At 69.5% G+C, this 23,673-nt stretch carries 12 protein-coding genes; 3 read left to right on the top strand and 9 right to left on the bottom strand.

The annotated features are described in order from the left end of the window. Positions 1-82: 82 nt before the first annotated feature. From ACIPXC_RS12075 to ACIPXC_RS12110, 8 genes are all read right to left on the bottom strand, one after another. A complete protein-coding gene (locus tag ACIPXC_RS12075; RefSeq protein WP_401616044.1) occupies positions 83-1,315 on the bottom strand; it encodes a TIGR02679 domain-containing protein in 1,233 nt (410 codons plus the stop codon). Then, entirely contained in the window at positions 1,315-6,324 is a 5,010-nt protein-coding gene (locus ACIPXC_RS12080; RefSeq protein WP_401616046.1) for an SbcC/MukB-like Walker B domain-containing protein, read from the bottom strand. Before ACIPXC_RS12080 ends, ACIPXC_RS12075 begins: the two co-directional genes overlap by 1 nt. Next, positions 6,321-7,616 carry a DUF2398 family protein gene (locus tag ACIPXC_RS12085; protein ID WP_401616047.1) on the bottom strand — a complete coding sequence of 432 codons (1,296 nt, stop codon included), beginning with the start codon at positions 7,614-7,616 and terminating at the stop codon, positions 6,321-6,323. Before ACIPXC_RS12085 ends, ACIPXC_RS12080 begins: the two co-directional genes overlap by 4 nt. Next, complete coding sequence (locus ACIPXC_RS12090) at positions 7,613-9,148, bottom strand: DUF2397 family protein (protein WP_401616049.1); 1,536 nt, start codon at positions 9,146-9,148, stop codon at positions 7,613-7,615. Before ACIPXC_RS12090 ends, ACIPXC_RS12085 begins: the two co-directional genes overlap by 4 nt. Before the next feature lie 200 nt (positions 9,149-9,348). Next, a complete protein-coding gene (locus tag ACIPXC_RS12095; RefSeq protein ID WP_401616051.1) occupies positions 9,349-10,710 on the bottom strand; it encodes an AAA domain-containing protein in 1,362 nt (453 codons plus the stop codon). Continuing rightward, on the bottom strand, positions 10,700-12,208 hold the full coding sequence (locus ACIPXC_RS12100; protein ID WP_401616052.1) for a hypothetical protein: 1,509 nt from the start codon (positions 12,206-12,208) through the stop codon (positions 10,700-10,702). The genes ACIPXC_RS12095 and ACIPXC_RS12100 overlap by 11 nt, the downstream gene beginning before the upstream one ends. Further along, complete coding sequence (locus ACIPXC_RS12105; RefSeq protein ID WP_401616054.1) at positions 12,205-13,344, bottom strand: hypothetical protein; 1,140 nt, start codon at positions 13,342-13,344, stop codon at positions 12,205-12,207. The genes ACIPXC_RS12100 and ACIPXC_RS12105 overlap by 4 nt, the downstream gene beginning before the upstream one ends. 49 nt (positions 13,345-13,393) lie before the next feature. Continuing rightward, positions 13,394-14,239, bottom strand: coding sequence for a hypothetical protein (locus tag ACIPXC_RS12110; RefSeq protein ID WP_401616055.1), 846 nt, complete (start codon positions 14,237-14,239; stop codon positions 13,394-13,396). A 490-nt stretch (positions 14,240-14,729) separates the two neighbouring features. Between ACIPXC_RS12110 and ACIPXC_RS12115 the strand changes: the two genes are divergently transcribed. Further along, entirely contained in the window at positions 14,730-16,076 is a 1,347-nt protein-coding gene (locus ACIPXC_RS12115) for a hypothetical protein (RefSeq protein WP_401616057.1), read from the top strand. Positions 16,077-16,243: 167 nt separating this feature from the next. Here ACIPXC_RS12115 and ACIPXC_RS12120 read toward each other — a convergent pair whose 3' ends face one another. Continuing rightward, positions 16,244-19,021: a protein kinase gene (locus ACIPXC_RS12120; protein ID WP_401616059.1), complete on the bottom strand. Its 2,778-nt coding sequence runs from the start codon at positions 19,019-19,021 to the stop codon at positions 16,244-16,246. A gap of 796 nt (positions 19,022-19,817) precedes the next feature. Between ACIPXC_RS12120 and ACIPXC_RS12125 the strand changes: the two genes are divergently transcribed. Together ACIPXC_RS12125 and ACIPXC_RS12130 are read left to right on the top strand one after the other, a co-directional pair. Next, complete coding sequence (locus ACIPXC_RS12125) at positions 19,818-21,698, top strand: ATP-dependent nuclease (protein ID WP_401616061.1); 1,881 nt, start codon at positions 19,818-19,820, stop codon at positions 21,696-21,698. Then, positions 21,695-23,599, top strand: a complete 1,905-nt coding sequence (locus ACIPXC_RS12130) for a UvrD-helicase domain-containing protein (protein WP_401616062.1) — start codon at positions 21,695-21,697, stop codon at positions 23,597-23,599. Before ACIPXC_RS12125 ends, ACIPXC_RS12130 begins: the two co-directional genes overlap by 4 nt. Positions 23,600-23,673 lie beyond the last annotated feature (74 nt).

Raw genomic sequence — 23,673 nt, forward strand, 5'->3', positions numbered from 1 at the left:
CCGCTCCAGACCGGCGCAGGGCATGCAACCATTCTGCGGGCGACATGGGCGCCGGACAGCGATCTCTCGACCCCAACCCGGCCTAGGCAGAGGCGGGCGGCAGGAGACGGTCCAAAACGGTGTCGTGTTCCTGGAACACCACCCGCCCCACGCCCCGCAGTTCGTGGGCGAGCTGCACGTCAATGTCCTCGGCCGTCAGCCGGCCCACAGGCACCGCCGACGGGTGGGCTCCCGCGTCGCGGAGCGTGGCCAGATCCATGGCGACGAGTCCGGAGCCGTACAGGCGGACGACGGTGTGCGCGATGCCGAGCCCCGGGCCGTCCAGGTCACCCGCGTACCGCAGCGCCACGCCCTGGTCGACGGCGAGTTGCAGCAGGGCGTGGTCGACGGCACGCAACTGTCCGCTGGTGCACGCCATCGGCGCAGTGTGGCCGCGGGCGAGAGCGGCTTCGAGGACGGAGGGGTTCTCCACCACGGTGAGTATCTGGGTCGGGTCCAGACGCGGGGGAGTGCGGGTCAGGTCGAACAGGTGCAGCGCGACCGGGGCGACGGCGTCGCGTAGGCGCCGGTCGACCGGTCCGTCGCCGACTGCCTGCACACGGTGGAGCAGCACGGTGGCGGTGAGCCGGTCAGGGACGACTCCGCTCTGCTCGAGCAGGGCTCGGATCCGGTCCGGCCGTGTCGGCTCCACCTGTCCGGTCAGTTCGGCGACCAGCGTGACAAGCCGGCTGCCGGCGAGGGTGTCGAGGTCGAAGAAGTGGGGGTCGCCAGCAGTGTCGTGGGCGAGCTTGGGCAGTGAGACAGGCGGGTCGATCGGCAGCCGTGTCACCACGGCGGCGAGGGCGTCGACCAGCCTGCGCACCCCTGTACCTTCGTCGACGCCGATCCCGGTGGCGCGCATCCGCGCGACCAGCCCCGGACACGCCGGCAGCTGTGCGGCCGCGTACTGCCACACATCCTGGCGCAGCGCCGCGTCGTTCACGCGCTTCCGCGCACGGTTGACCACCGGCCGTCCCACAGCCTGTTCCACCAGCGCCACCAAGTCCTGCGGTTCCAGCCGCAGCACCTGGCATAGCGCTCGCACCGGTACTCGCGCCCCGCGGGCGTCCATGACCACCGCGGACGTGCCACGACGCAGTCGGCCCGCGTCGTCCAGCCACGCCCGCAACGCCGCTACCCCCGCCGGTGGCAGCCCGGTCACCCGGACACTCGCCAGGGCCGCCGGATCCGTCCCGGCACACAGCCGGTCGTGTACGGCGGCCCACAGTGGGGACAGCGCCTCATCGCCCGCGACCCATTCCCATGTCGTGCCCATCAGCCGGCCGTCCCGCCGTCGAAGCCCAGGCCGAGGTCCAGCGTCAGCGGCTGCGCCTCCCCGTGGCCCTGCCACAGCCACGGCACTGTCACACGGTGCTTCCCGCTGGTGATGACCTGGTGGATGACGACCTGCCCGGCCTCTTTCTTGATCACCGGGGTCATTGAGGGCGCGGTCGCCAGCACGTCGAACTCCCACCGGCGCAGCAGTCCCAGCATCTGCCGAAGGTTTACGTCGTCGAACGCCGCGTCCAGTTCGTCGATCGACAGCAGCCGCGGCCCGCGGTACTCCCCGCTGTACATCGACCACGCGGCCGCCAGCAGGGGCAGCATCGTGGCCAGGCGCCGTTCCCCGGTCGACAGCGTCTCCAGCGGGTTCATGCCACGCGGCTTGACTTCCTTGAAGCGGTCACCGTCCCCGTCGCTGAACGAGGAGTGTGTCACCGAGATCGTCCACTCGTGCCAGGCCCGGTAGTCGAAGGTGTGCGCGACCCGGTCCGCCCACGTGTCCCCGACGGACTCGTCCATCCGCTGCCGCAGCACGTCATACATCCGCTCGAACATCTCGTCCGAGGGGGGGCTGTTCACCAGCTCCACCATGGCCTTCGCGTCCGCGTCCTTGCGCACCGCCCACTCGACCTTCACGCCCACCCGGGCCACCCCGGTACGCACGTCCGCCAGGGTCTGGCCGATCTGCCGCACCAGCTGCTGCGCGAGATCCTGGCGGACCTGAACGTCGCGCTGCAGCTGGGCGAACATGCTGGTCTTGATGGCCTTCTTGATGTCGGCGCGCAGGTCCTGCTCCAGCTGGGCGACTGCCGCGCGCAGTGCCTCCACCGCTGCGCGCAGGTCCTGGCCGCGAGCGGCGGCCGGGTCGGCGACCTCGGCACGCTGCCAACCGGTGCCCGATACGTTGGTGAGGATGACCTGGCGGTTGAACCGGGCCAGTGCGCTGTTGGCGGTTCGGGCGGCGCCCTCGAGAGTCTTCAGCGCAGCGTCCCGGGCCCGGGACGCTGCGGCGAGCCGGTCCGCCCCCACTCCCGCGCCTGGCCCGGTGGGACGGTCGGCCAGCAGATGCCTGGCCCAGGCCAGTCCCGCGGTCAGGTTCGCGGGCCGGCCCTCCGGCCCGGTGGAGATGTCCTCGCCGACCAGGGCCAGGCCCTCGTCGACGAGCCGGCCCAACTGGGTAAGGCAGGTATCGCGGTGCTCCTCGGCCGCCTGGCGCAGCGGTGCGACCTCATCCAGCCGCGCCCGGGCCGACGCCGCGTCAGCAGCAGCCTCTTCCTTGGCGCGCTGCAGCTCCTCCACCCGTGCCCGGGCGCGGTCGAGCGTACCGGTGACCTCCTGCAGCGAGGCGCGAAGTTCCTCGTACTCTGCGCCGTGCAGGCGCCGCATCTCCTCGACAGCCGCCTTCTCGCGCCCCGCGTCCACGGCGGTTTGCTCTGCCTCCCGGGCGGCGTCGTCCGCCAGGGTCCGCCAGCGTTGGGCGGTTGCCGCGTCCTGGCGTGCCCGTCCCGCGAGGTCGATCACTCGCCCTGCGGCGCCCCGCCAGGCCTCGACCTGCCGGAACATCAAGGTGGTGTCCTCGCGGTGGGCGTCGGCCGCCTTCGGATCCGTGGGCAGCACGGTGCCGCCGCCCGCGTCGGCTGTCCGGTTCAGCGCCCGCAGCGCTTGGCGCACGGCCTCGCCGGCCCGGCGGTGCCGCTCGCGTGCGTCGGCCGTGTGCCTGATGGAGTGCTGCAGCTGCTCGGTCGCGTCGTCCTCCTGCTGCTGGGTCGAGAGGACCTGATCCGGCGACGGGAAACCGGCCTGCTCGGCATCGGCGTGGGCCTGGGCTTCCTTCGCCTGCACCCACCCGGCGTGGCTGGCGGCCGCGGTCCCGGCCGTCTCCTGGGCAACACCTTCAGCCGTCCGGGCTGCGGCCAGTGCCGTGGCCGCCACCTGTTCGGTGTGCCGTGCCTCCTGGGCCAGCAGCTCCAGCGCGCTGCTGCGCTGCGCGGCAGCCGCGTCCAGGGCGTGCAGTGCCTGCGCCAGCCCGCGTTCGGCCAGGTGGATGTCCTGAGCGGACCGGTTGCGGGTTTCCTGCAGCGCCCGGAGAAGGACCTGCCACCCCTCGCGGGCCTGCTTCCACCCGGCGGGGGAGGGGAACCGGTCCCGCTCCATCGCGGCGGCGTTCACCCGGGCGCGGGCACGCGCGGCTTCCTCGCGTGCCCGGTGCAATGCCCCCTGCGCCTGGTCGAGTTGCTGCTCCAGGTCGGCTACGTGCTGGAGCCGGGCGCGTTCGCGGGCACTTCGCCCGATGAACCGCGCCTGGTAGCCGGCCGGTGCGACCGCGGTCGCCACCGCGATCGTGACCTGATCGTCCGCCGACGGGTCCAGGGGAATCGACCGCAGCAGCTGGTGGACCCGCTCGTGGGCGATCCGGCCCTGCGCGTCGGGCCGAAGCACGTCCGCCAGACTCGCCCCCGACGCCGCCGCAGCTCCAGGTCGCAGGGTCACATCCCCTGCCACTGTCTGCCCGTCGGCACGCACCAGTGCGTCCAGCAGGCCACTGACCAGCAGAGCACCCTCGAGGCGATCTCTGGCCTCGTCCGTCAGGTGTCCGGCGAAGTCCACCAGCGCCCACAACGGGGTGCCGTCCACGGGCTGCCGGCTGCGCCACAGCGGTGCAGGTGGCACCGGCGCCGCCTGCTGGGCCCGCTCCAGCTGCTGCCCCAGGTCACGGACCGTTTCCTGCACGAATCCCGCCGCCTGGTCGGCGGCGTCCACCACACGCTGGAGCCGCCCGGCGGCCGCTGCGTGCGCCCGCTCCAGAGACACCTGGATCTGCGCGACTGTCTGCGCGGCGTCGCCCGTGGCCCCATCCCCGGCCGACTCCGGCACCATGCCGACATCGATCAGTTCCGCGTCACGCCGCCACATGCCGACCAGGCCCTGCCACTGCTCCCAGGCCGCCACGGCCGCCGATCCGGCCCCGTCCGCTGCCTTCTGAGCCTGCGCGACGGCGGCCTCCGCCTGTGCGACCAGCCGCAGGTGCGTCTCCTGGTGCTGCTCCCGGGCCTCCTTCCCGGCCGCGTCCTGCTCCCGAGCCTCCTCCTGCGCCCCGTGCAACGCCTGCGAGGCGTGCTCGGCCGCGCCGCGCTCCTGCTCCCACAGCGTGCGTGCCTGCTCGCATGCCTCGGCCGCCTGCTCGGCCACCGCACGGTCCGCAGCTGCCTGCCGGTGGTGCCCTGCCGCGTCGATCCTCGCCCGCGCCTCGCCCGCGACCTGAGCGAGTCCGGCTGTCAGCTTCCCGACGAGCAACCGCTCCCCGTCGCCGCGACCGTCCCGCACGAGCAGCTCGAGGGCGGGACCGCGCAACTCCACTGCCGTGTCTGCCCACTGCCGCATCTCCTCCAGCAGCGCGTCCTCGGCCCGCGCCCGCGTCCTGCCCGTCTGGTCGGCCGTGGCCCGGTCCGTTTCCTCGACCGCTTCGGCCTCGCGCAGATCGGCCGCCGCCGCGACTTCCATTCCCTGCGCCGTCGCATGGTCTCCGAGCGCGGCTTCTACCTTCCGCATCTGGGAGATCCGGGTGTCCACCCACGCCAGCGGTGCCGCGCACGCCTCGTCGACCACGCCTGCGGCCACTGCCACGGCCTCGGCCGCCACCAGCCGCTCGTCGAGGGTGAGCAGTCCCTCCAAGGCCGCATCCGCGCCCAGCCGGCCCCCCACCACCCGCAAGGGCCCGGACACCGCCGACACGGCGCCCCGCGCCGACCGGACGCCATCCGCCGATTCCCGGGCGGCGCCCTCAGCCCGGGAAGCCTCGCCACCGACCTGATCCGACCGCTTGGCCGCCGTGCGGGCGGCAACGGCCAGTTCGACCGCCCGCTGCTCACGCTGCGGAAGGACCGCGCCCGCGTGCCCGCGCAGCTCCTCCTCCGCCGCGTTCTTCCGCCCCTCCAACTCTCCGATCTCGGCCCGCGTCCCGGCCAGCAGCTCCACGGCCTCGGCTTCCCGCACCCCGGCCTGCTGCGCCCCCTCACTCGCCTGGCGCTCCCGCCTGGTCTGAGCGTCGAACCCGGTGTTCGCCGCGATCAGCGAGGCGGCCTCGACCACCGCCACCGCCTCCACATACCGGCGATACGCCCGTTCCGCGCCCTGCAGCAGCTTCTCTTCCGCCCGGGCACGCTCCAGCTGGTCCTCGAGCTCAGAGATCCGCTCCATCGCCTGAGCGATCACCGTCAGCCGCTCACCGTCCAGCGCAGGCAACGCACTGGACAGCAACCGGCCCATCTCCGCCGCGGAGATCGCCTCCGCCGTACGCACACTGCGCAGGCTGCGCAGCACCCCCACCAGCGCGTCGAACTGCACCTCGTCCAGCGGCGCGAACAACTCCTCGCGCACCACCCGCCTGTAGTCGTGCTCGTCCCCGACCACCCGCAGATGCTCCGACAACCGGGCCCGGTTCGACTGCGCAGACGAAGCGCTGGAGGTGAAGGCCTGCCCCTGACAGGCAGCCAACTGCGCTGCAAGGTCACCGATCCGCACCGGCTCCCGGTCCACTTGCAGCCGCAGCTGCTCCCCGACCCGCCCCCGCGCCAGGAAGAACACCCGGTGCACCGCCTTGCCCACTGCCCTCAGCCACAACCCGGTCGTCACATACTCCACAGCCCCGCCATCGGCGCGCCGACCGTACTCCAGCCACCACACCCCCGTGCGGTCCTGCTGCTCGTCCCGGTCGGTGTGCCGGCTCAGCAGCGTCCCCGCCGCCTTCCCCGACACCGACAAGGCGGTCTGCGACACATCCGCGTCCAGCAGCACCGTGACCAGCATCGACGCCGACAAGGACTTCCCCGACCCGTTCGGCCCCGCGAGTGTCAGCCACCCGTTGCCGAACAGCAGCTCCTCCTCTGCCCAGGCCCAGGAGTTCACCACCCCGGCCCGCGTGGGCTGCCACCGGCCCTCCGCGACCGGCACCCCCAGCCCGACGTCACCGGCCCCGACAGGCCCGTCTCCGGCGATCCTCACACGTCCCCCTCACCCGTCTCGGCACCAAACGCCCCACCGGGCTCCGGCCCCGCCGCGCCGCGGGCGGCGTGCGCCACCCGCACCCGCCACAGGTGCACTCCCGGCGTCGCCTGCCACTGCTCCGTCTCACCCACCACCGGCACCAGCAGCCGCGCGGCCGCCAGCTCACCGATCGCCGCCCGCGCCAGCGCGGGAAGCTGCGCCTTGTGACCCGCCGCCCAGTTCGGCATCACCGCCCGTACCTCCTCCAGCAGCCCCACCACGTCGCCTACCTGCACAACCGAACCGGCCCGGTCCCGTTCGAACAGATGAGCCAGCAGAGCCAGCGCGGCCTGCCGCTCCATCCGCCGCCCGTTGGGGAAATCCATCGCGGTTCCGAGCCCACTGGGATCGGTGACCTCCCACCAGTCCCGGCGCACTGTCACCCCGAGCCCCAAGCCGGCCAGCAGCGTCAGCCCCCGCTCCCTGCCGGCCAGCGTGTGCAGATACGCCGTCCCCGGTGTCTGCTCGTCGAAGGGATCCACGCCCGGGTCGTCCACCAGCCGCCGCAGCGCCTGCAGCCGCCGTTCCTCCACCGACGCCGCCTGGTCCGGCTCCGGTGCCGCCGGGTCGAGCAACGAAGCGGTCGACAACGCCGCCGCGTGCTCCTGCGGGGGCAGCGCGTCCAAGCCGAGCAGCGCGGGGGACAGCGACGAGAACCGCGCCGCCAACCGGTCCCTTGAAGCCGTCACCACAAGGTCAGCGTCCTCGTCCACCACGACCCGCTCCAGGTCGGAGTCCGCCTCCACCGACCCCTCGGCCTCCAGCACCTGCAACGCATCCACCAGATTCTGCCGGTGCCAGCGGGCCTCCTGCTTCGACGTCCCCTCCCCGGCCACCCACTGCACCCGCGGCAGCCCACCCGAGGCGGCCTCCTCCGCGCACACCTGCGCGAGCGCCTGCATCAACTCCCGCACGCTCAACCGCGGACGCCGCCACAACTGCTCACACACCAGACACACCAGCACCAGCGCCTCCTGCGACAGCAGCACCGGACGACCCCCGCCGCGGGCCACCGAAGGCCCCCGGTCACCGGGAACATCCACACGCCGCTTGTGCAGCCGGACCAGCTGTGCCACCTCCAGCACCTCGAACGTCCAGCCCAGCTCCGACCGGAACAGCCCCGCCAGCGCGGCCTGCCCCTTCACAGCCGCCCGGTACAGCTCCGGCTCAGCCTCGGCCCGAAGCCGTCCTCGATCCACCAGCACCCGGGCCGCATCCCGCAGATCGGCCTCCAGCACCCCGCCGCTCATGCCGCCCCCCGCGCGACCGCTTCGCCGGTCCGCTCGCTCGCATCGACACGGATACGCAGATCCGGGCCGGTCAGCACCCCTTCGGCCAACTCCACCCGGACCTGCCGGTCCGCCACCCCCGGCCGTACCCGCACCACGACGTTGGCTCCTTCGGCCACCGCAGACCCGAACCCCAGCACAGGGTCGAACTCCTGCAGCGCCGTCTCCACCGCCCGCAGCAAGATCACCGAAGCATCCGCCGCCAACCCCGCGAAATGCTCCAGCCCCACCTCTCCAGGCGTCACCAGCATCCGGGCAAACCGGCGGCGCAGCTGCGCCTCCTCGCGTGCCCGCGCCAGCGCACCCTCCCGGTCCACGGTGGTGTCCGCCAGCTTCCGGGGCCTTCCCCCAGTCCTTCCCACCCGCTCATGCTCACGCAGCGTCACCTCTACGCGGTGCACCGTGAGCCCGGCTGCAGCCACCGTCGCATGCGCCACGTCCTCCTCGGCCGGCCCGATCTGCGCGTGCCACGCCGGCCAGTCCCCGAACGCCGCCCCGTACACACGCCGCGCCTGATCCTCGCCGCCCTGCCGGTGCAAGCTACGCGCCACAGAGCGGAAGTCAGCCCCCAGATCCGCCCCCCGCCTCCTGGCCGCATACCGCCGGTCGATCGCGATCAGGAGCGTGTGCACAGCACCAGTCGCCGAAGCGATCAACCGGTAAACCGTCCCGTCAGGCGTGAACCACGCCTCCAAGTCGGCCAAGCGACGCATCCGCTCGTCCACCCAGTGCTGCTGCTCGGCCGGATCCACCAGCCCCGCGTGCGCGGCCGCGGTTTCCACGACCGGACCGTGGCCCACCTCCCGCAACGCCGCCAGCGCGTCCCCCACCCGCCGCAGCGCCCGCCCGTACTCCCGCGGGAACTGCCGCAGCGCCTCCAGCACCCGGTCCCGGTTCCTGCCGAACACGTCGTCGTCAGTGACATCGGACTGGACCATCTGCGCCAGCGCACCGTAGAAGTCGGCCGTCACGCGTTGGAGTTCGTCGATCCGGGTCCGCACATCATCGAGATCACCCGTCAGCAGCCCAGGATCACTCTTGAAATGCTCCAGCATCCGGCGGACCGTCTGCTCCACACCGTCCAGCAGCCGGCTCGGCAGTTGCAGTGCACGACGGGAGTCCAGCACCGCTGCCCGTACGGCGGCTACCAGCGCCCGGCCCCGCAGCGTCAATGCCCAGGCCTCCTGCCGCGAGATCACCCCGCGATAGTTGCGCACCGGTGCCGCGTAGTCCCTGAACGGCTTGGCGAGCTCCCACTTGGCCAGTTGCTCAAGCGACGACAGCAACTGCTCCTCGGCCAGCCCATCGTGGTAACCCACGGTGCGCAGTTGCTCGAGGATCTGAGCCGGTGTCCACATCGGGCCGCGGGTAGACAATTCCTCCAACGCAGCCAGCAGGGCCGTATAGCGTTCCCGCACGAGGTCCTCGGGCAGGGCGAACACAGTCCAGTCGCTGGACAGGACGCTCCGCCACCACTGTCGCGATTGATCCATACCGCCCCCTCGTGCGCTCCCTGCGTGTGCAGGGCTTCCTAGTCTGAAGGCCACAACTGACAGATCTCCCGCGAACCGGGAACAACGGCCGTTTCCACCAGGACGCAAAGTGCCACTCACCGGAACTTCCCCGTCCCGGCCGTCCGTCAAGGAAACAGATGGGAAAGCCGCGCGCCCGGGTATGGGGTGCCGTACGGGACTCACGCGGCGACGCGATGCTGGGCGAGCTTGTCCAGCATGATCTGGTTGGCTTCCCAGCCGTCCGGGAACTTGGCGCGCACGGACAGATGCACCGGGTCGGTCGAGGGGTGGCTGTCCAGGAGGTCGGCGATGCCCTCGCGGGCGACGACGATGCACGCCTGCCGGTGACGGGAGGCGAGCACGCACAGCCGCCCGGCCTCGAGGTGGAAGGCCGTGGCGTCCCGACGGCCGGACAACGGGTGCACGACGATGACGACTTCGAACTCGCGTCCCTGCAGCCGGTTCGCGGTATCCACCGCCACGCCCGGCGCGCCGGGGCTGCCTGTCCGGGCGAGTGCAGCCCGGACCAGGTCGGCCTGGTCGCGGTGCGCGACACCGATGGCGATGTCGCCGGCGTCCAGGGGGCGGCCGCCTGGGTGGCGCTCGCAGGTGGCGACCGCTCCACGGTCCAGCAGCCGGCAGGCGAGGTCGGCGGCGGTCTGGAGAGTCTGGGTGTCGGTACGCGGGACATGACGACGGGGCAGCTCGTGCAGGGCCCAGCCGGTGGTGAACGCCTGCGCGAGGGTCTCGTCGAGATCGGCGCGGGCGAGCCCGGCGGTGCGGAACTCCAGGGCGCGCGTGTCTTCACCGGTTCCGGCGGTGAAGTGGGCGAACGGGTAGAACGCTCGGGAGATGGTGGGTGCGGCCGAGGACGGCAGTCGCCAGGACACCGGCAGCCGGTGCACAGGAATGTTCTGGTTGTGTTCCAGCATCACGCTGACACCGTTCTGCGTGGGGTCGTGCGACAGCCCGATCCAGCGCTCGGTGCCGACGATCGTGAACGGGTCCAGCTGGCCGGGGTCGCCGACGAACAGTCCCCGCTCGAAGCGTTCGACGATCTGCAGCAGCATGTCCGAACGCATCTGGTAGGCCTCGTCCAGGATCGCCCAGCCGAAGGTGGCGTCGCGGACGGTGGCCCACTTGGCGGCGGTTGCGACCATGATCCGGCAGCCGGACAGGTCGGCCAGGGTGCGGCCGACGGTGGTGTTCGTCAGGGCGCCCAGGGCCGGGGGCGGGTTGTAGCCGGTGGCGCTCAGCCGTGCGACGGCGATGTCGGGATGCTCCCTGGCCAGACGCACGACCAGGTCGTCGACCTGGTTGTTGGTCTGGGCGACGATGATCGGGCGTTCGCCGCCTTCGGTGAGTTCCTGGGCGGCGTGGACCACCAGGGTGCTCTTGCCGGCGCCCGGCGGGGAGTCGACGACCACGGCCCTGTGACGCCCGTCGGCCATGTTCGCGAGGATCGCCTCGGTGGCAGCGGCAGCGGCCGTCGCAGGGTCGGGCACGGCCGGTTCGGGCGTCGTGCCGGTGTCATTCCTCATTGCCCCACTCCTCTGCTGCGGCGTCCTCGGGAACGGCTGAATCGGTGCCGACCTCGTCGGCTGCACTGTGTGTCCACGGGGCGGTGTCGGAGGCCGGGAACTGCGGTGCCGGGCGCCACCCCGGATCGGGCAGGTAGGCGACGTATTGGCCCGGCTCCGGCACGGTGCCCTGCTTCGGGACGCGGCCGCGCCCCATGCCGCCGGTGATCTCCACCGTGACCCGTGCGGTGTCGCCGTCGGGAAGGACCGAGACGATCACGGCTTTGTGGCCGGTCGGCATGGACGGGCTGATCAGCTTGGTATCGGCGGCCAGCCGCACGGGATCCTCGGTGCGGACGGTGACACGCGGCCGCGGCACCCGCCTGTTCTTGTCCGTGGTGACCGTCCGGCCGGGTTCGGCCTCCACGACCGCCCCGGCGAACGCCTCACCTGCGCTGCGCCGGTCGGCCAGCACGAAACGATCGTCGAACGCCATGTCGGACTCGAATTCGGCCAGCGCGCGCTCCAGAAAGCTCAGCCGCCGGGCCGCGCCGATCGCGGTGTCCCGCTTGCGCTGCGGAAGCCCGCCGGAGTCCCGGTAGTCGGAGTAGTCGGTGAAGGCCTTGCAGTCGCCTTCGAAGCGCTTGGCGGACCGCGGTGCCTCGGGCACGGAGCGCAGCAGTGATATGGCTTGCCACACCATGCGCCAGGTGGGCTGGATCTGTCCCGCGATCAGGTCCCGCAGTTCGCCCTCGGCGGCGGCCAGCGCGTGCGGGTCGCCGAGTGTGTGGGCCGTGTCGAACTTTCTGATCGCCGGGGCCAGGTCGCGGTTGTCGAACTCGGGGGAGGTTGACGGGCCCGCCGGCGGGCACACGTCCGGGTTCTCCGCGTCGGCCATGGCCTGATCGACGCTCAAGCCCGACGGGGGAGCGATCCAGGCCATCAGGGAGGCGAGGTTCTGGTCCTCGAGCGTGCTCTGGCCAGTCGCCCAGTGCTCGGTGAGCATCCCGGTGACAGGCAGCAGCATGGAGGTGCCTGCCTGTTCGGCCTTGTCGACCAGGAACGTCAGCCACATGCCGAACTCCGGTACTACGTCCGGTACCGCGTAGGGACCGGACGTCGAACGGAAGCGGCACATGCGTCCCAGGTCAGCCAGGGCTTTGAGGCCGCCGGGGTTGGGCACCAGGATCTGAGGCGCGTCGGTGTACCGGGAGCGCTCGCCTTCCCCGCGGCGGTCTTGGCGGAAAGAGTCGATGTAGTCCATCACGATCCGGCCGAGGCCGGCGGCGAACGCGAACCGCTGGTCCCGGTTGCGGGGCTGGGCCACAACCAGCAGGGTCCCGTTCCTCTTGGCGGAGCCGACCATCGCGGCCAGGGGCGCCCCGGCCTCGCCGGCCATGGCCAGCGGGATGATCACCAGCGGCCGGGCGGACAGGTGCCGGTGGCGGAACTCGGTCAGGGGCACGGCTTGCATCGACTCCATCGCCTGCACGTGCGCCAGCGCCGACAGCGTGCTCATGCCACACCCCCGAGCTCTTCCAGTTCTGCACGCAGCCGTGCGGCGTGCCGCAGGGCCGCGGCCATCTCCACCTGGTCCTCGCTCGGCGTCAGCTCTCCGCGAGCCAGCCCCATGACCATGGTCGTGGTGTCGATGCCGCCGAACTGATCGCGCACCACCGGCCCGAGGACATCCAGTGAGGCCTCAGCACGGGCGCGGGATCGGCAGTAGAACGCCATCTCGCAGTGGTTCAGGCAGTCCGGGCGGTACGTCACGAGGACCTGGTCCAGTGCCTCGGTCAGCTCCTCGGCCGGGCGCCGGGGCCGGTCCTCCGAGTCCCGGGCGAGGTCGAAGGTGAGGTCCTCGGGCAGCAGATCCACCAGGTCCCCGACGCGCTCGATGCGGGACAGCTGACGCGTCAGGGCGGCCACCTGCTTGCGGGCGTCGACGAACGCCCCGGTCGGCCGGTTGGTGAAGTCCTTCGGCGCGACCAGCACGATCGTGTCGGAGACAGCCTCCTCACCGATGCCGGCCCGCCCGAGCAGGTCACGCAGCGCGATGATGTACGCGCTCGCCTGCGTGGTTGCCGCCCGTACCTGGGCGGGGGCGGCCTGCTCGTCGATGATCGGGAAGCTCTTGATCTCCACGACGTGGAAGCGTCCGTCGATGCGGAAGGCCACCAGGTCCGGTTCCAGGTACGCCTTGTGTCCGCCGATCTGCAGGCACAGCATCGGGTGGTCGAACAAGGTGCCGTCGCCCTCACCCCGGGCGGCCCGCAGCAGCACTTCCTCGGTGCGCTCATGGCGCTCCTTGGAACGGCCGTCACCGCCGACGTCGTTCAGGTCCTCGTACCCCACCTCCGGCAGCGTCAGCTCCAGGGTCTCGCGCAGGACGCGCAGGAGCTCCGCGCAGCCGTTGGCCTTCACCATCGCCTCGAAGGCGTTGCCGCGGGTGATGGCGAAGGAGGACTGGCCGAAGGCCGGGGGATGGCCGACATGTGTGGCGATCGCGGCCTTGTCGGAGCCAGAGGCGTCCAGCAAAGCCCGCAGCGTGCAACGCGGATTGTTCTCCAGGGCTGCCAGCGACCGGGCGTTGTAGTCCAGACGCTTCGCGGATCCGCGAAGCGCGGCGAGGCGGTCGTCGACTGGTTCTCTCACGGTCTCATAGATCCTTGCGGAGGATGATAAGGATGCGGGGAGATGAAAATCAGGCGCGGGCGGACCGCAGATGCGTCACGCCCCGCAGGGGCGCGCCGAACAACTTCTCATCGTCACTGAGGGACTTGCGGGCCCGCCGCGCGGCCACCGCCCGGTTGGCACGGTCGGTTTCCGTATGCACGTCCAGCTCGGCCTGGGCGGCGCCGATCACCTGCTGCGCATCCAGCGCGCCCTCGTGACCGGAGGCGTTCTTCGGCATGGCGTCAGGGATGTTGACGGCGAAGCGCCACAGCAGCCGCAGGGCCTCCGGACTGGCCCCGTCCGCAGCGGACTCGGCGGAGGTGCGCACCGCTTCGGCGATGTGGATCGCGCCGCTGAGGAAGTCCACACGCGGAGACAGCGGGCCGATGACGCGCTGCTCCAGCGTCCAGGTGCTGATCGTGATCAGTGCCCGCACCGGGGTCAGCAGGTCGTGCGCCAGCGCCGGGCACAGGTAGTACGGCCGGGCTCCCGGACTGGAGCGGTAGGAACGTTCCTCGTCCCGGCGCAGGCTGGAGAGCTTGGACGCGGAGAGCTCTCCCGGGAAGAACGCCTCGTGCACGTCGACGATCAGCTTGGGCGCGGCCGGGACCCCGAGGAGCATCAGGGCGCGGTGGACGTGTTCGCGTGCCGGGAGTTGCGATCCCCGGGCGACCGGAGCAGCTTGCGGCGCTGGGCGGGACGGGGCGGTGGCCGGCTCACCGGCGTCGACGAGGGCGTCCCAGGCCCGCTCGGCGCGGCGCAGCTGCATTCGCAGCTCGCCGGCCCGTTCGGTATCACCGGCGGCGGCTGCGTCGCGGATCGCGCGGCGCAGGGTGCCAATGCTCTTCTCCAGGGCGTCCAGCGGATCACTCATGCACCAGACGGTACCAGAGTTCCAGAGTTTTCCAGACTCTTCCTGTGATTCGGGGTACAGTGTGAGTTCTCGACTCTTCCCTGATAGTCGGAGTAGCTGCGATCTGCTGCTTCGTGAATTGAGTTGGACGGCTGCACGGGACGAGGAGCCTCGTCTGAGCAGGGAAGTCTTGAGTGGTGTCTACAGCTGAAGGCTGTGACCTGCGACCCCGTTGAATAATTGAGATTCTCGTAAGCGTCGCGAGAATCCCATGGTGTCGTCTTCTTGTTTGCGCAGGTCAGGGGCATAGCAGGGGATGCTTGAGTCTACTGCTCGGGTGGTAAGGGTCCGCTTGGCTTCAAGCTACCTGCGCCCGTCCCTGATGTGCTGCTCCGAGTCAGCCAACGCGGCAGCCCGGTGGGTAGTGAAGGGTCATGGGGCCGATGCGGCGTCGGGGGGCGACGGGGAAAACCGCGAGCCGAGTGTCAGCGCGGCACGTCATTCTGAGTACATGAATGAGGCGAGCGAACCGGGCGGAACGCCCGATCAGTCGGAGGTGACCGCGGCAGGCTCGTGTCCGCCTCGTAGTGTCGCGGTTAACCCGCTGCTGGGGGACGTCCTTCGCGACCTTGACCCCTTTGCGCAGGTCCGCGCCCAGATCGCCGAGCTGAGCGTGTCCTTGGTGCCGCAGAAGAGCCTAGGGCGCCTGTTCGCTGATGCTGTCGGCGCTGTGAGCATCCTTCCGCAGATGGAGCGCAGCCTGGGCGCCGTCGGGGGCCTGGCCAGCGCGCAGGACGCGATTCGCCGACTGGTCGACTCAGGCAGCATGCCCGGGACGGTCGCCAGCTTGCAGAGTAGTATCGCTGCGCTCGCGAAGCCCGCACCGCTCCCGTTCGAGCTGCCCAAGAGCGTCCTGTACAGCATTACCCGAAGCCAGGTAGAGCGGAATCGCACCTTTGCCGACATAGCGGCCAAGGCCCTCGGCCCCTCGCTGGCACGTCCGATACTCTCCGAACAGCTGCGGGCGAACCCCGTCCAGTTCCAGCCGGTGCCACTCGCCCTGACAGGCCTCTTCGATTCAGCCCCGTGGCGGTCCGTGCTAGCGCAGGTTGGTGAGCGGAACCGTCTCCTGCTGACCTCCGGACTCCTCGACACCTTCAGCAAGTTCGCCGTCGGCATCAAGGACCTACTGCCGGAGAACCTGGAGGCACTGCGTATTGAGGATTGGGCGAAGCTCTTCGCCATCTGTGAGGAGGATGGTGTCTGCCTGATCTGGGCGCCGCGCACGGAACACATCGAAGGTCTCCTCGCACTGCCCGGTCGAACCGAGCGACAGCAGTACCTCGTGGAACATCATTTGGACATCGTGGACGATGTTTTGGGGAGTCTTGCCGCGGTCGATCACCCCGAACTGCTCGACCTCGTGGAGCTTGCCCGCGACGCCGCTAACTCCGTGCGGGACGGGCATTACCGACCAGCTCAAGCTCTGCTCGGGAACATCCTCGACACCACGATGGGCAGGCATGGCCACACCTGGCTGCGGGCTACTTTTCCCTTGGCTCGATTCACAAGCCGAAGGAGAAACCCTGGCAGCAACACGGTCCTCGCGGAAGCACGTGACGCGCTGCCGGCATGGGGCGAACTGCAAGCGCTGATGTTCGTCCCCGCCTTGATGGTGAGCGGCATGATGAAGGCGTTCGCCAAGACGGATCGAGAACAGACGTTCAACCGGCACCTTGCCGCGCACGAAGCCTCGACCGCTGCGTATCGGATCGAGTTCGCCCTGTCCTCGCTTCTGATCGTGCAGGCCCTTCTACGCCAGATCGACCAGCACCTGTACGCGATCAGAGAGCGATGATAAGAGCGGACCAGCCGGGGCTGTTGACCGCCAGGCGGGCGCTGTCGACGAGGACAGCGGCGCCGGGCCGTCGGCGGGTGGGAGCGGCGATGGATCGAGGCATCCTCGGCGGCTAGATTCCTGGTTCACCAGCCAGGCTCGTCCGCGCGTCCCGCCGACAGTTCGCTTCAGCCAGCGTCGGACCGGTCGTCAGCGACTGCCGCCTGAACGGCGCCGCGGATTCTCGTGTCAGTGCCCCGCTCGTCCTTGAGCTCCCAGAAATGCCGGGCGCTGCCGGGGTACTCCCGCAGGACGGATGCGACCACGTCCGCTTCGTCGCCGGACAAGGAACGCAGCCAGCTCTTGATGGAGTCCTGTGGCTTCCACTGGTCAAAGCGGCCGTCCCAGATGCACATCGCCTGGACTGCTGCCTCCAGCAGATCCCACTCTTCTGCACGAGCGGCCATCCTGCTTACCTTCAGCAACCACCAGATGGCGCGGTCCGCCTCGGGGAAGGTCGGCCACTGCCCGCGGTCGCCGTCGACTTGCACCGCCATGGCGCCCATCAGAGCAATCGCCTGCGCCGGATTGGCCAGGAGGGCGGGTTCGGCGGCTTCCAGGTTCAGAAGGGCAACGGCATCGAGGTACAGCTCATAGTTGTCGGGCTGGTCGACAGCGAGGCCGATCAGCTGTCCGGCGGCGTCCTCACTCCCGTCCGCAGCGGCCTGAAGCAGGCGCTGTGCCCGCGTGATGGGCAGCTCGGTCTGCGGACTGGTCTCCCTCTCGACCAGAGCGACGAAGGCCTCCATGTCCTGGGGGCGGGCGGACCGATCCGCATAGGTAGCCTGGCGCACCACCCTGCGCCACGGTCCCCGCGGAGGCAGCAACGGGACGTTCGGCTGGGGCCACGTCCCGGTAAGGATCCACCCGATGACCTGTCCGAGGCTGTAGATGTCGCTCGCCGCGCAGGCACCGTCGTGCGGATCGGTGGACAGCTCCGGAGCGGCCCAGCCTTCCGAGCCGATCGATGCGTTCGTCAATGACTTGTCGACACTCGTTTCACCGCGCGGGCGTCGCGCGATGCCCCAGTCAGCCACGGTCCAACGGTTATCGAGGAGCAGGAGGTTGGACGGTTTGATGTCCCGATGGACCCAACCATGTCGGTGTGCATCGGTGAGCGCGGAGGCCACGGCGTCCACGAGTTCTCGTAGTGCCTCATCAGCCTGCAGCTCGGCGCGCTTGTCCTCGACGGTCGCCTGCGCCATCGGCATGACGAACCAGTCGTAGGCGGGGCTGAAGTCGAGCACGGGCATCACGTGGGGGTGGCCCCCCAGGAGTTGGGCAATGGTCACTTCCCGCACCATCCGGCGCCGGGCCCCGGAGTCCTTCCGGCGCCGGCGCTTGTAGGCCACCTCCGTTCCCGAAGTCTTGTGTTCGGCGCGGAAGACGTCCGCCTGGCCCGCGCTGGCCATCGGCAGCCGGTCCATGCGGTAGTCGCTCTTCACGCCCTGGGCCGACTCGCTTACCAGGTGGTAGCCGATGGACTCCGGTCCGGCGCCAGCGATGGCTTCGCCGAGTGCGAGGGCCGGGCGGTGCCCAGTGATGCGGGTAAGGACCGGCCGCAAGAGTGTGTGGTCGTTGTCCGGAAGCGATGCCAGGAGGTAGGCCGGTCCGGATTCCGGGGACTGCGTCAGGCCGAGGACGCGATCGAGCCGGTACTCGACGATCGGCTCACTTGCTCCGTCGCCCACCGTGGTGCGGTGCAGGGTGATCCTGTTTCCCGAGCCGTCGGGCGAGGCACTCAGCACCGTGTCCGAATCCGAGACGAGCAGGTGCCCCGGGTAGTGACCGGCGGTACGGATCCAGTCTTCCTGCCGACCGAGACCCACGGTGCGGCTCAGGTCGGCGACGGCACTGTGCCCGCTGGCGGCCAGGAAGAACCGGCGCCCGCTCAACCAGGCGGCCGAGCGCACGGCCGCCTCAAACGAGAGGGGGTACCGCAGCTGATCGCCGACCGCCTCACCGACCCGGGTCAACCCCAAGGTCCCTCCTCCGGTCCCGTAGGTGACTCCGGGACCCGAGAGCACCCACGGTTCGCCGTCAGGCCCGGCCAGCATCTGTGCGCCCGCCTCGAAGCCTCCTGCAATGGCCGTCAGCGAGCCCTCATGCCAACGGATCACTGCTGGGCCGGCCATGACCAGCACCTCCCCAGCGGGCCCGAGAATCGCGGCGCCGTGGCAGCCGGGTACTTCCGCGAACCACCGAGTCCGGCCACTTGTCGGATCGAGGTCCACCAGACCGTCTTCGTACGTGACAAGCAGCGAGTTTGCAGCGCGCCAGGCCATACCCGTCGGCTGCACCTGCGTTGCCTCACCGACGAGAAGAGTCTCCGAGTCTGCACTGGTCCACGTCTGCGTCGGTACCTCCGTTGCAGAGGTCAGCCGATCGGTTGCGGTCATCACCAGCGGCAGGTCCTGCGGCATGGGTGGGGCGACCAGCTCGGCGAGCGGCAGGTAGGCGCGCTGTCGACGGAAGAGGTCACGGATGAGGTCGGCCAGTGGCAGTAGGCCAGCGAACGCGGCGTCCAGGTGTGTGCGATCGAGCATCACTCCGTACTTCCGTACGTCGTGGACGAGATCCTCGTTGACCGGCTTACGGGTCCAGTGCAGAAGTGCCCATCGCACGTCCGCCGGGCTCAGGCCAGCATCCCTCAGGGGGTAGGGGTACGATGTCAGGCCCATCATGTCCCCCACAGCGAGGCTGATGAGGTAGTCCCGGCCCTCAAAGTCGAACGACACCTGTGGATCCCCGCCGATATTCATCACCTGCACGGCTGCAGGGGGCAGGGTGTGCCGCAGCACCCCTGCGACAAGCTCAGCGAGCCGCCGTGCGCGCCCCAGGGAGGAGTCCGTATCGTCTTTGGCCAGCTGACCGTACTCGGCCAGCAGCTCCTGTACCTCGTCCACGCTATGCCCTCCCGCTCTCGGCCCGGCTGCGACAAACCAGCGCCGACTGGACACGATTGTGTCGCAGGCACAGACGGTCCGGCACCGGCGGTGGCCCAGGCGACCGCTCGGGCCAGGGCGGCAGAAGCGGCTCGATCAGAGCCCACAAGTCGTCGCCCACGATCCACGGTCGGGTAGTCACACCGTCCCGAACGGCCGAATCGTCACACCGTCACGGCCGACCAGGACTGTTCAACAAGATCGTGTTACGAGTTCTAAGCATCGAGGGAATCCAATAGGGCTGCCTTCCGTTTGTGTAGGTCAGAGGCGCAGTAGGGGGGTGCTTCAGCCTGTTGTGTGCCATTGGCGAGGTCTGACTAGCTGCACGCTGCCTGAGCCCGTCCCTGATGCACGGCTTCGAGTCGGTCAACGCGGCAGCCCAGCGAGTGTTGAAGGATCTTGAGGCCGGCCACGGTGCCGAAGGCTATGGCGAGTGTCCGGCCTCTTGGCACGGCCTGGTTCGTGGCAGGGTGACTCGTCTCGCGGTGGCACTTGGATCGCTCGTTGAGGGTGTGGTCCGGCGGGGGAGTGGCAGCTCTGCTGCATGCGCGGGGCGCGTCGATCGCCGCGATGTGTAAGTGCACGGCCATGCGGTCGTCGGGGCGCCCCGGATGCCGCTCTGGCAATCTGCCGGATTCTCCTGAACGGCAGCCTCGCAGAGCCTAGGATTCCGGAAATATCGATCATGTGCTGCGCAGCCCGGGGACTCCTTCCTGGAGAGGGGCGCCGCAGCTTGTCGACGGGGGGATCTGTGTACTTGGCGCGCCTTCAGGTCGAGAACTTCAGGGTCTTCGGAGTTGCGGCTCAGAGTGAAGGCGAGAGGGATACGTCGCTGGACCTGTCGTTCACGGCGGGGACGAACGTGCTCGTCGGCGAGAACGACAGCGGGAAGACAGCGATCATCGACGCTATCCGGCTGTGCCTGCAGACCGCGGCGACGGACTACTACCGGGTCTCGCAGGACGACTTCCACCTTGGGAAGGACGGGAGAGCGGAAACCTTCACCATCGTATGTGGGTTCACTGCCCTGTCGACTGACGAGCAGGCGGTGTTCCTGGAACTGCTCACCCATGACAGCGACGGCGCTGCCTGGCTCTTCGTGACGTTCAGGGCCCAGCGAATGGATTCGGTTCGAAACCGGGTCTCGGTCACCACCCGGACCGGAGCAGACGGCAACGGCCCCACCCTGGATGGTGCCGCACGCGAACTCCTGCGTGCCACCTACCTGCGTCCCCTTCGCGATGCGGAGGCGGAACTGCGCTCGGGCCGAGGGTCACGGCTGTCCCAGATCCTTGCCGGCTACCCGGCTATGAAGGACCAGGGCATCGATGACTACGACCCGGAGGGAGAGACCCCTCCGGCCACGCTGGTGGGCATCTTGCGCCGCGCCGAGCACGACATTCGAGGCAACGGTGCCGTCTCCGCCGTGAGTCAGGACATCAACTCGGCATACCTGCAACGGTTCGCCATCGGCGAGGACGTCCTGCGCGCCAAGATCAGCGTTGCCACCGATGCGACGCTGGCTAGAGCGCTGGAACGGCTCGAACTGAACCTCTTCGCTGAGTCCGATGAGTGGACGCGCCGCGGGCTGGGCTACAACAACGCTCTGTTCATGGCTGCAGAGCTCCTCCTGCTCGGCAAGAGTGAACTGGCGCCCCTGCTGCTGATCGAGGAGCCCGAGGCGCACCTTCACCCCCAGCTCCAGGCCCGGATCATGGACCTGATCCGCGACAAGGCCCAGGTGCCTCAGGATGGCGGAACAGCCCCGGTCCAAGTCATCCTCACCACGCACAGCCCCAACCTCGCGTCGTCGACGCAGGTCGAGTGTCTGACCCTCGTCGCCCGAGGCCGCACCTTCCCGCTGCGGCGCGGTATCACGCACCTGACAGACGAGGACTACGCATTCCTGACCCGGTTTCTGGACGTCACCAAGGCCAACATGTTCTTCGCCCGAGGTTTGGCGATGGTCGAGGGTGATGCCGAGGCGATCTTCTTGCCCGCCCTCGCCGCAGCCCTGGGCATGCCGTTCCACGAGCACGGCATCAGCGTGGTCAACGTCGGGCACGTCGGCCTCTTCAGGTACAGCCGCGTCTTCCAGCGCTCCGGCGAGCAGATCCCCGTCCCCATCGCCTGCATCCGCGACCGCGACCTTGTGCCCGCCGGCACTTCGGAGAAGATGCGCGGCAGCCTGAAGTGCTGGGCCGAGATGAAGGACGAAGAGATTGCCGCGCACGTCGCGAACCTCGCTATCGACGACAGCGGGCCGGTCAAGACGTTCGTGTCTAACTGGTGGACGCTGGAGTACGACCTTGCTGCCACCTCGTGGACCATGGCAAGGCTGATGCACCGCGCCGTCAAGCTCGCGTCCGTGGCGGAACGGTCCTGGCCGGACGCCGCCAAGACGAAGCAAATCATCGAACGAGCTGACAAAGTCGTCGACCGCTGGCTGCGCCAGAGGGTCCCTCTTGAGCAGGCTGCTCTGACGATCTACAGACCGCTCAAGCTCAACAACGCCAGCAAGTCGATCACTGCGCAGTTCGCCGCCCAGCTCCTCCTCTCCACCCCGGTAACGCGGGGCGACGTTCCGCCTTATCTGCTGAACGCCTTCAAGCACCTGTGTGGCGAGGTGGCTCCATGACCAACACCTACCTGTCTGATGGCTTCGCCACGCACAAGGTGGAGGCCATGGTGAAACTCCTCGGGCTCGACCCGCTCGGCACCGAGCAGTGGGACTTCCTGCAGAGCGAGACCACACAGGACCTCCAGGCCGCCCCGGGATCGGGCAAGACCACCTTGATCGGGCTCAAGCTCGCGCTCATGGCGGACGCCTGGACCTCCAGGACGAGCGGGATATGCGTGCTGTCCTACACCAACACGGCCAAGAACGAGATCGCCGACAGGGTGACATCCGTCGCCGCGGGGCGGAACCTGCTGCGGTACCCGCACTTCATCGGCACCATCCAGTCCTTCGTGCACACCTTCCTCGCCCTGCCGGCCGTGCGGGCCAAGGGTGTCGAAGTCCGGTCCGTCGACGACGCCGCCTTCGAGACCGCAGCGATCCGGCTTCTGCAGCGCCCTGACTACTCCACCCTCCGCAGCTTTGTGGAACGCCAGCGCGACGGCACCAGCGTCGTCACCGGGGCGACGTTCGCCTACAAGAACGGCGCACTCGTGGTCACCGGCGCGGCCAGGGAACCTCGCTTCAGTGCCGAATCGGCAAGCGGCAAACAACTAACCAGCCTCAAGTGGACTCTGGCCCGCCGAGGAGTCTTCCGCTATCAGGACATGTACGCCATCGCCCAGCAGTACCTCACCGAGCACCCCGGCATCGCCCCGGCCGTCTCCGCGCGCTTCCCCTTCGTTCTCCTCGACGAGATGCAGGACACCAGCGCCATCCAGCACGAACTGCTGGACCTCGTTTTCGCCGCCTCGGCAACCGTGGTGCAGCGGGTAGGCGACACCAACCAGGGCATCTACAGCGACGCCGGCGCAGCCGACGGAGCCGTCGCGGCGTTCCCGCTGACTGGTGCCCCGGAACTTCCCGTCAGCCGCCGCTTCGGACCGCAGATCGCAGCGGTGGCCAGCCGTCTGGCCGTCCGGCGCCCCCAACAAGTCCACGGAGCCGGCCCCGACGGCCAGGTCGCGGTACTGCTGTATGACGAGGCCACGGCGGCCGACGTCGTGCCGACCTTCGAACGCATGGCCGCCGCGACCATCCCCGAAGACGTCCTCCTCAGACGGCCGCCGCGCGTACTGGGCGCACGACAGGCCCCAGGTACATCCAAGGCATACCCACAGTCGATCTCCTGCTACGTTCCCGGCTACACCGCACCCGGCCGTCCGACAGCCCACCGCGCGCTGATCGACGCGGTCCGCACGGCAGGGACCCAGTGGAGATCAGGCCAGAACAGCCACGAAGCGACCACCGAGTTGTGGAACGCCCTGCGCGCGTCCTTCACACCACTGACCGGCGAACCGCTGCCGGCACTCGGACGCCTGGAGCGGTCTGCGACGACCCCCGGAGGCAGGATACGGATTCTGCTGCGCGAACTCCTGGTCCACGGAACCACGTTCGGCGAGGCGAGCTGGAGCATGATCACCGAGCAGCTGAACGTCCAGATGAGCCTGCTGGCCGACCGTCCGCTGAAGACCGTCGGCCTGGAGTTCACCCCTGCAGCCCAGACTGCCATGTCTGCGGCTGACGTCCCCACGGTGCCCGCCGGGTTTCCAGCGGTGCGGGCCGTACCCGGGACAATCCAGAGCGCGAAGGGCGAGACTCATGCGGCGACCTTGGTTCTGGAGTGTCTGGAGAAGAGCGGCAGGAAGTTCGACGTCGCCGAGGCGCTCCGCATGGTCGCTGAGAAGAGCGACCCCCAGCGTGAGCTGAAGACCGTCCAGGCCGCTGTGCAGCTCGTCTTCGTCGGGGCCACGCGCCCCACCCACCTGCTGGTATTCGCCGCCCACCGCGACCGTAGCAAGCAGTACGCGGAAGCGATGACGCACGCAGGCTGGGACATCCGGGACCTCACCAAGCACTGACCCCACAATCAGTCCCGGATCTCGGCTCAGGCGCCGAAGTCCTGCACGGCCCGGGCTGACTGTGCAGGAGACAA

This window comes from Streptomyces sp. NPDC090021, from assembly GCF_044748225.1.
GTDB lineage: Bacteria > Actinomycetota > Actinomycetes > Streptomycetales > Streptomycetaceae > Streptomyces.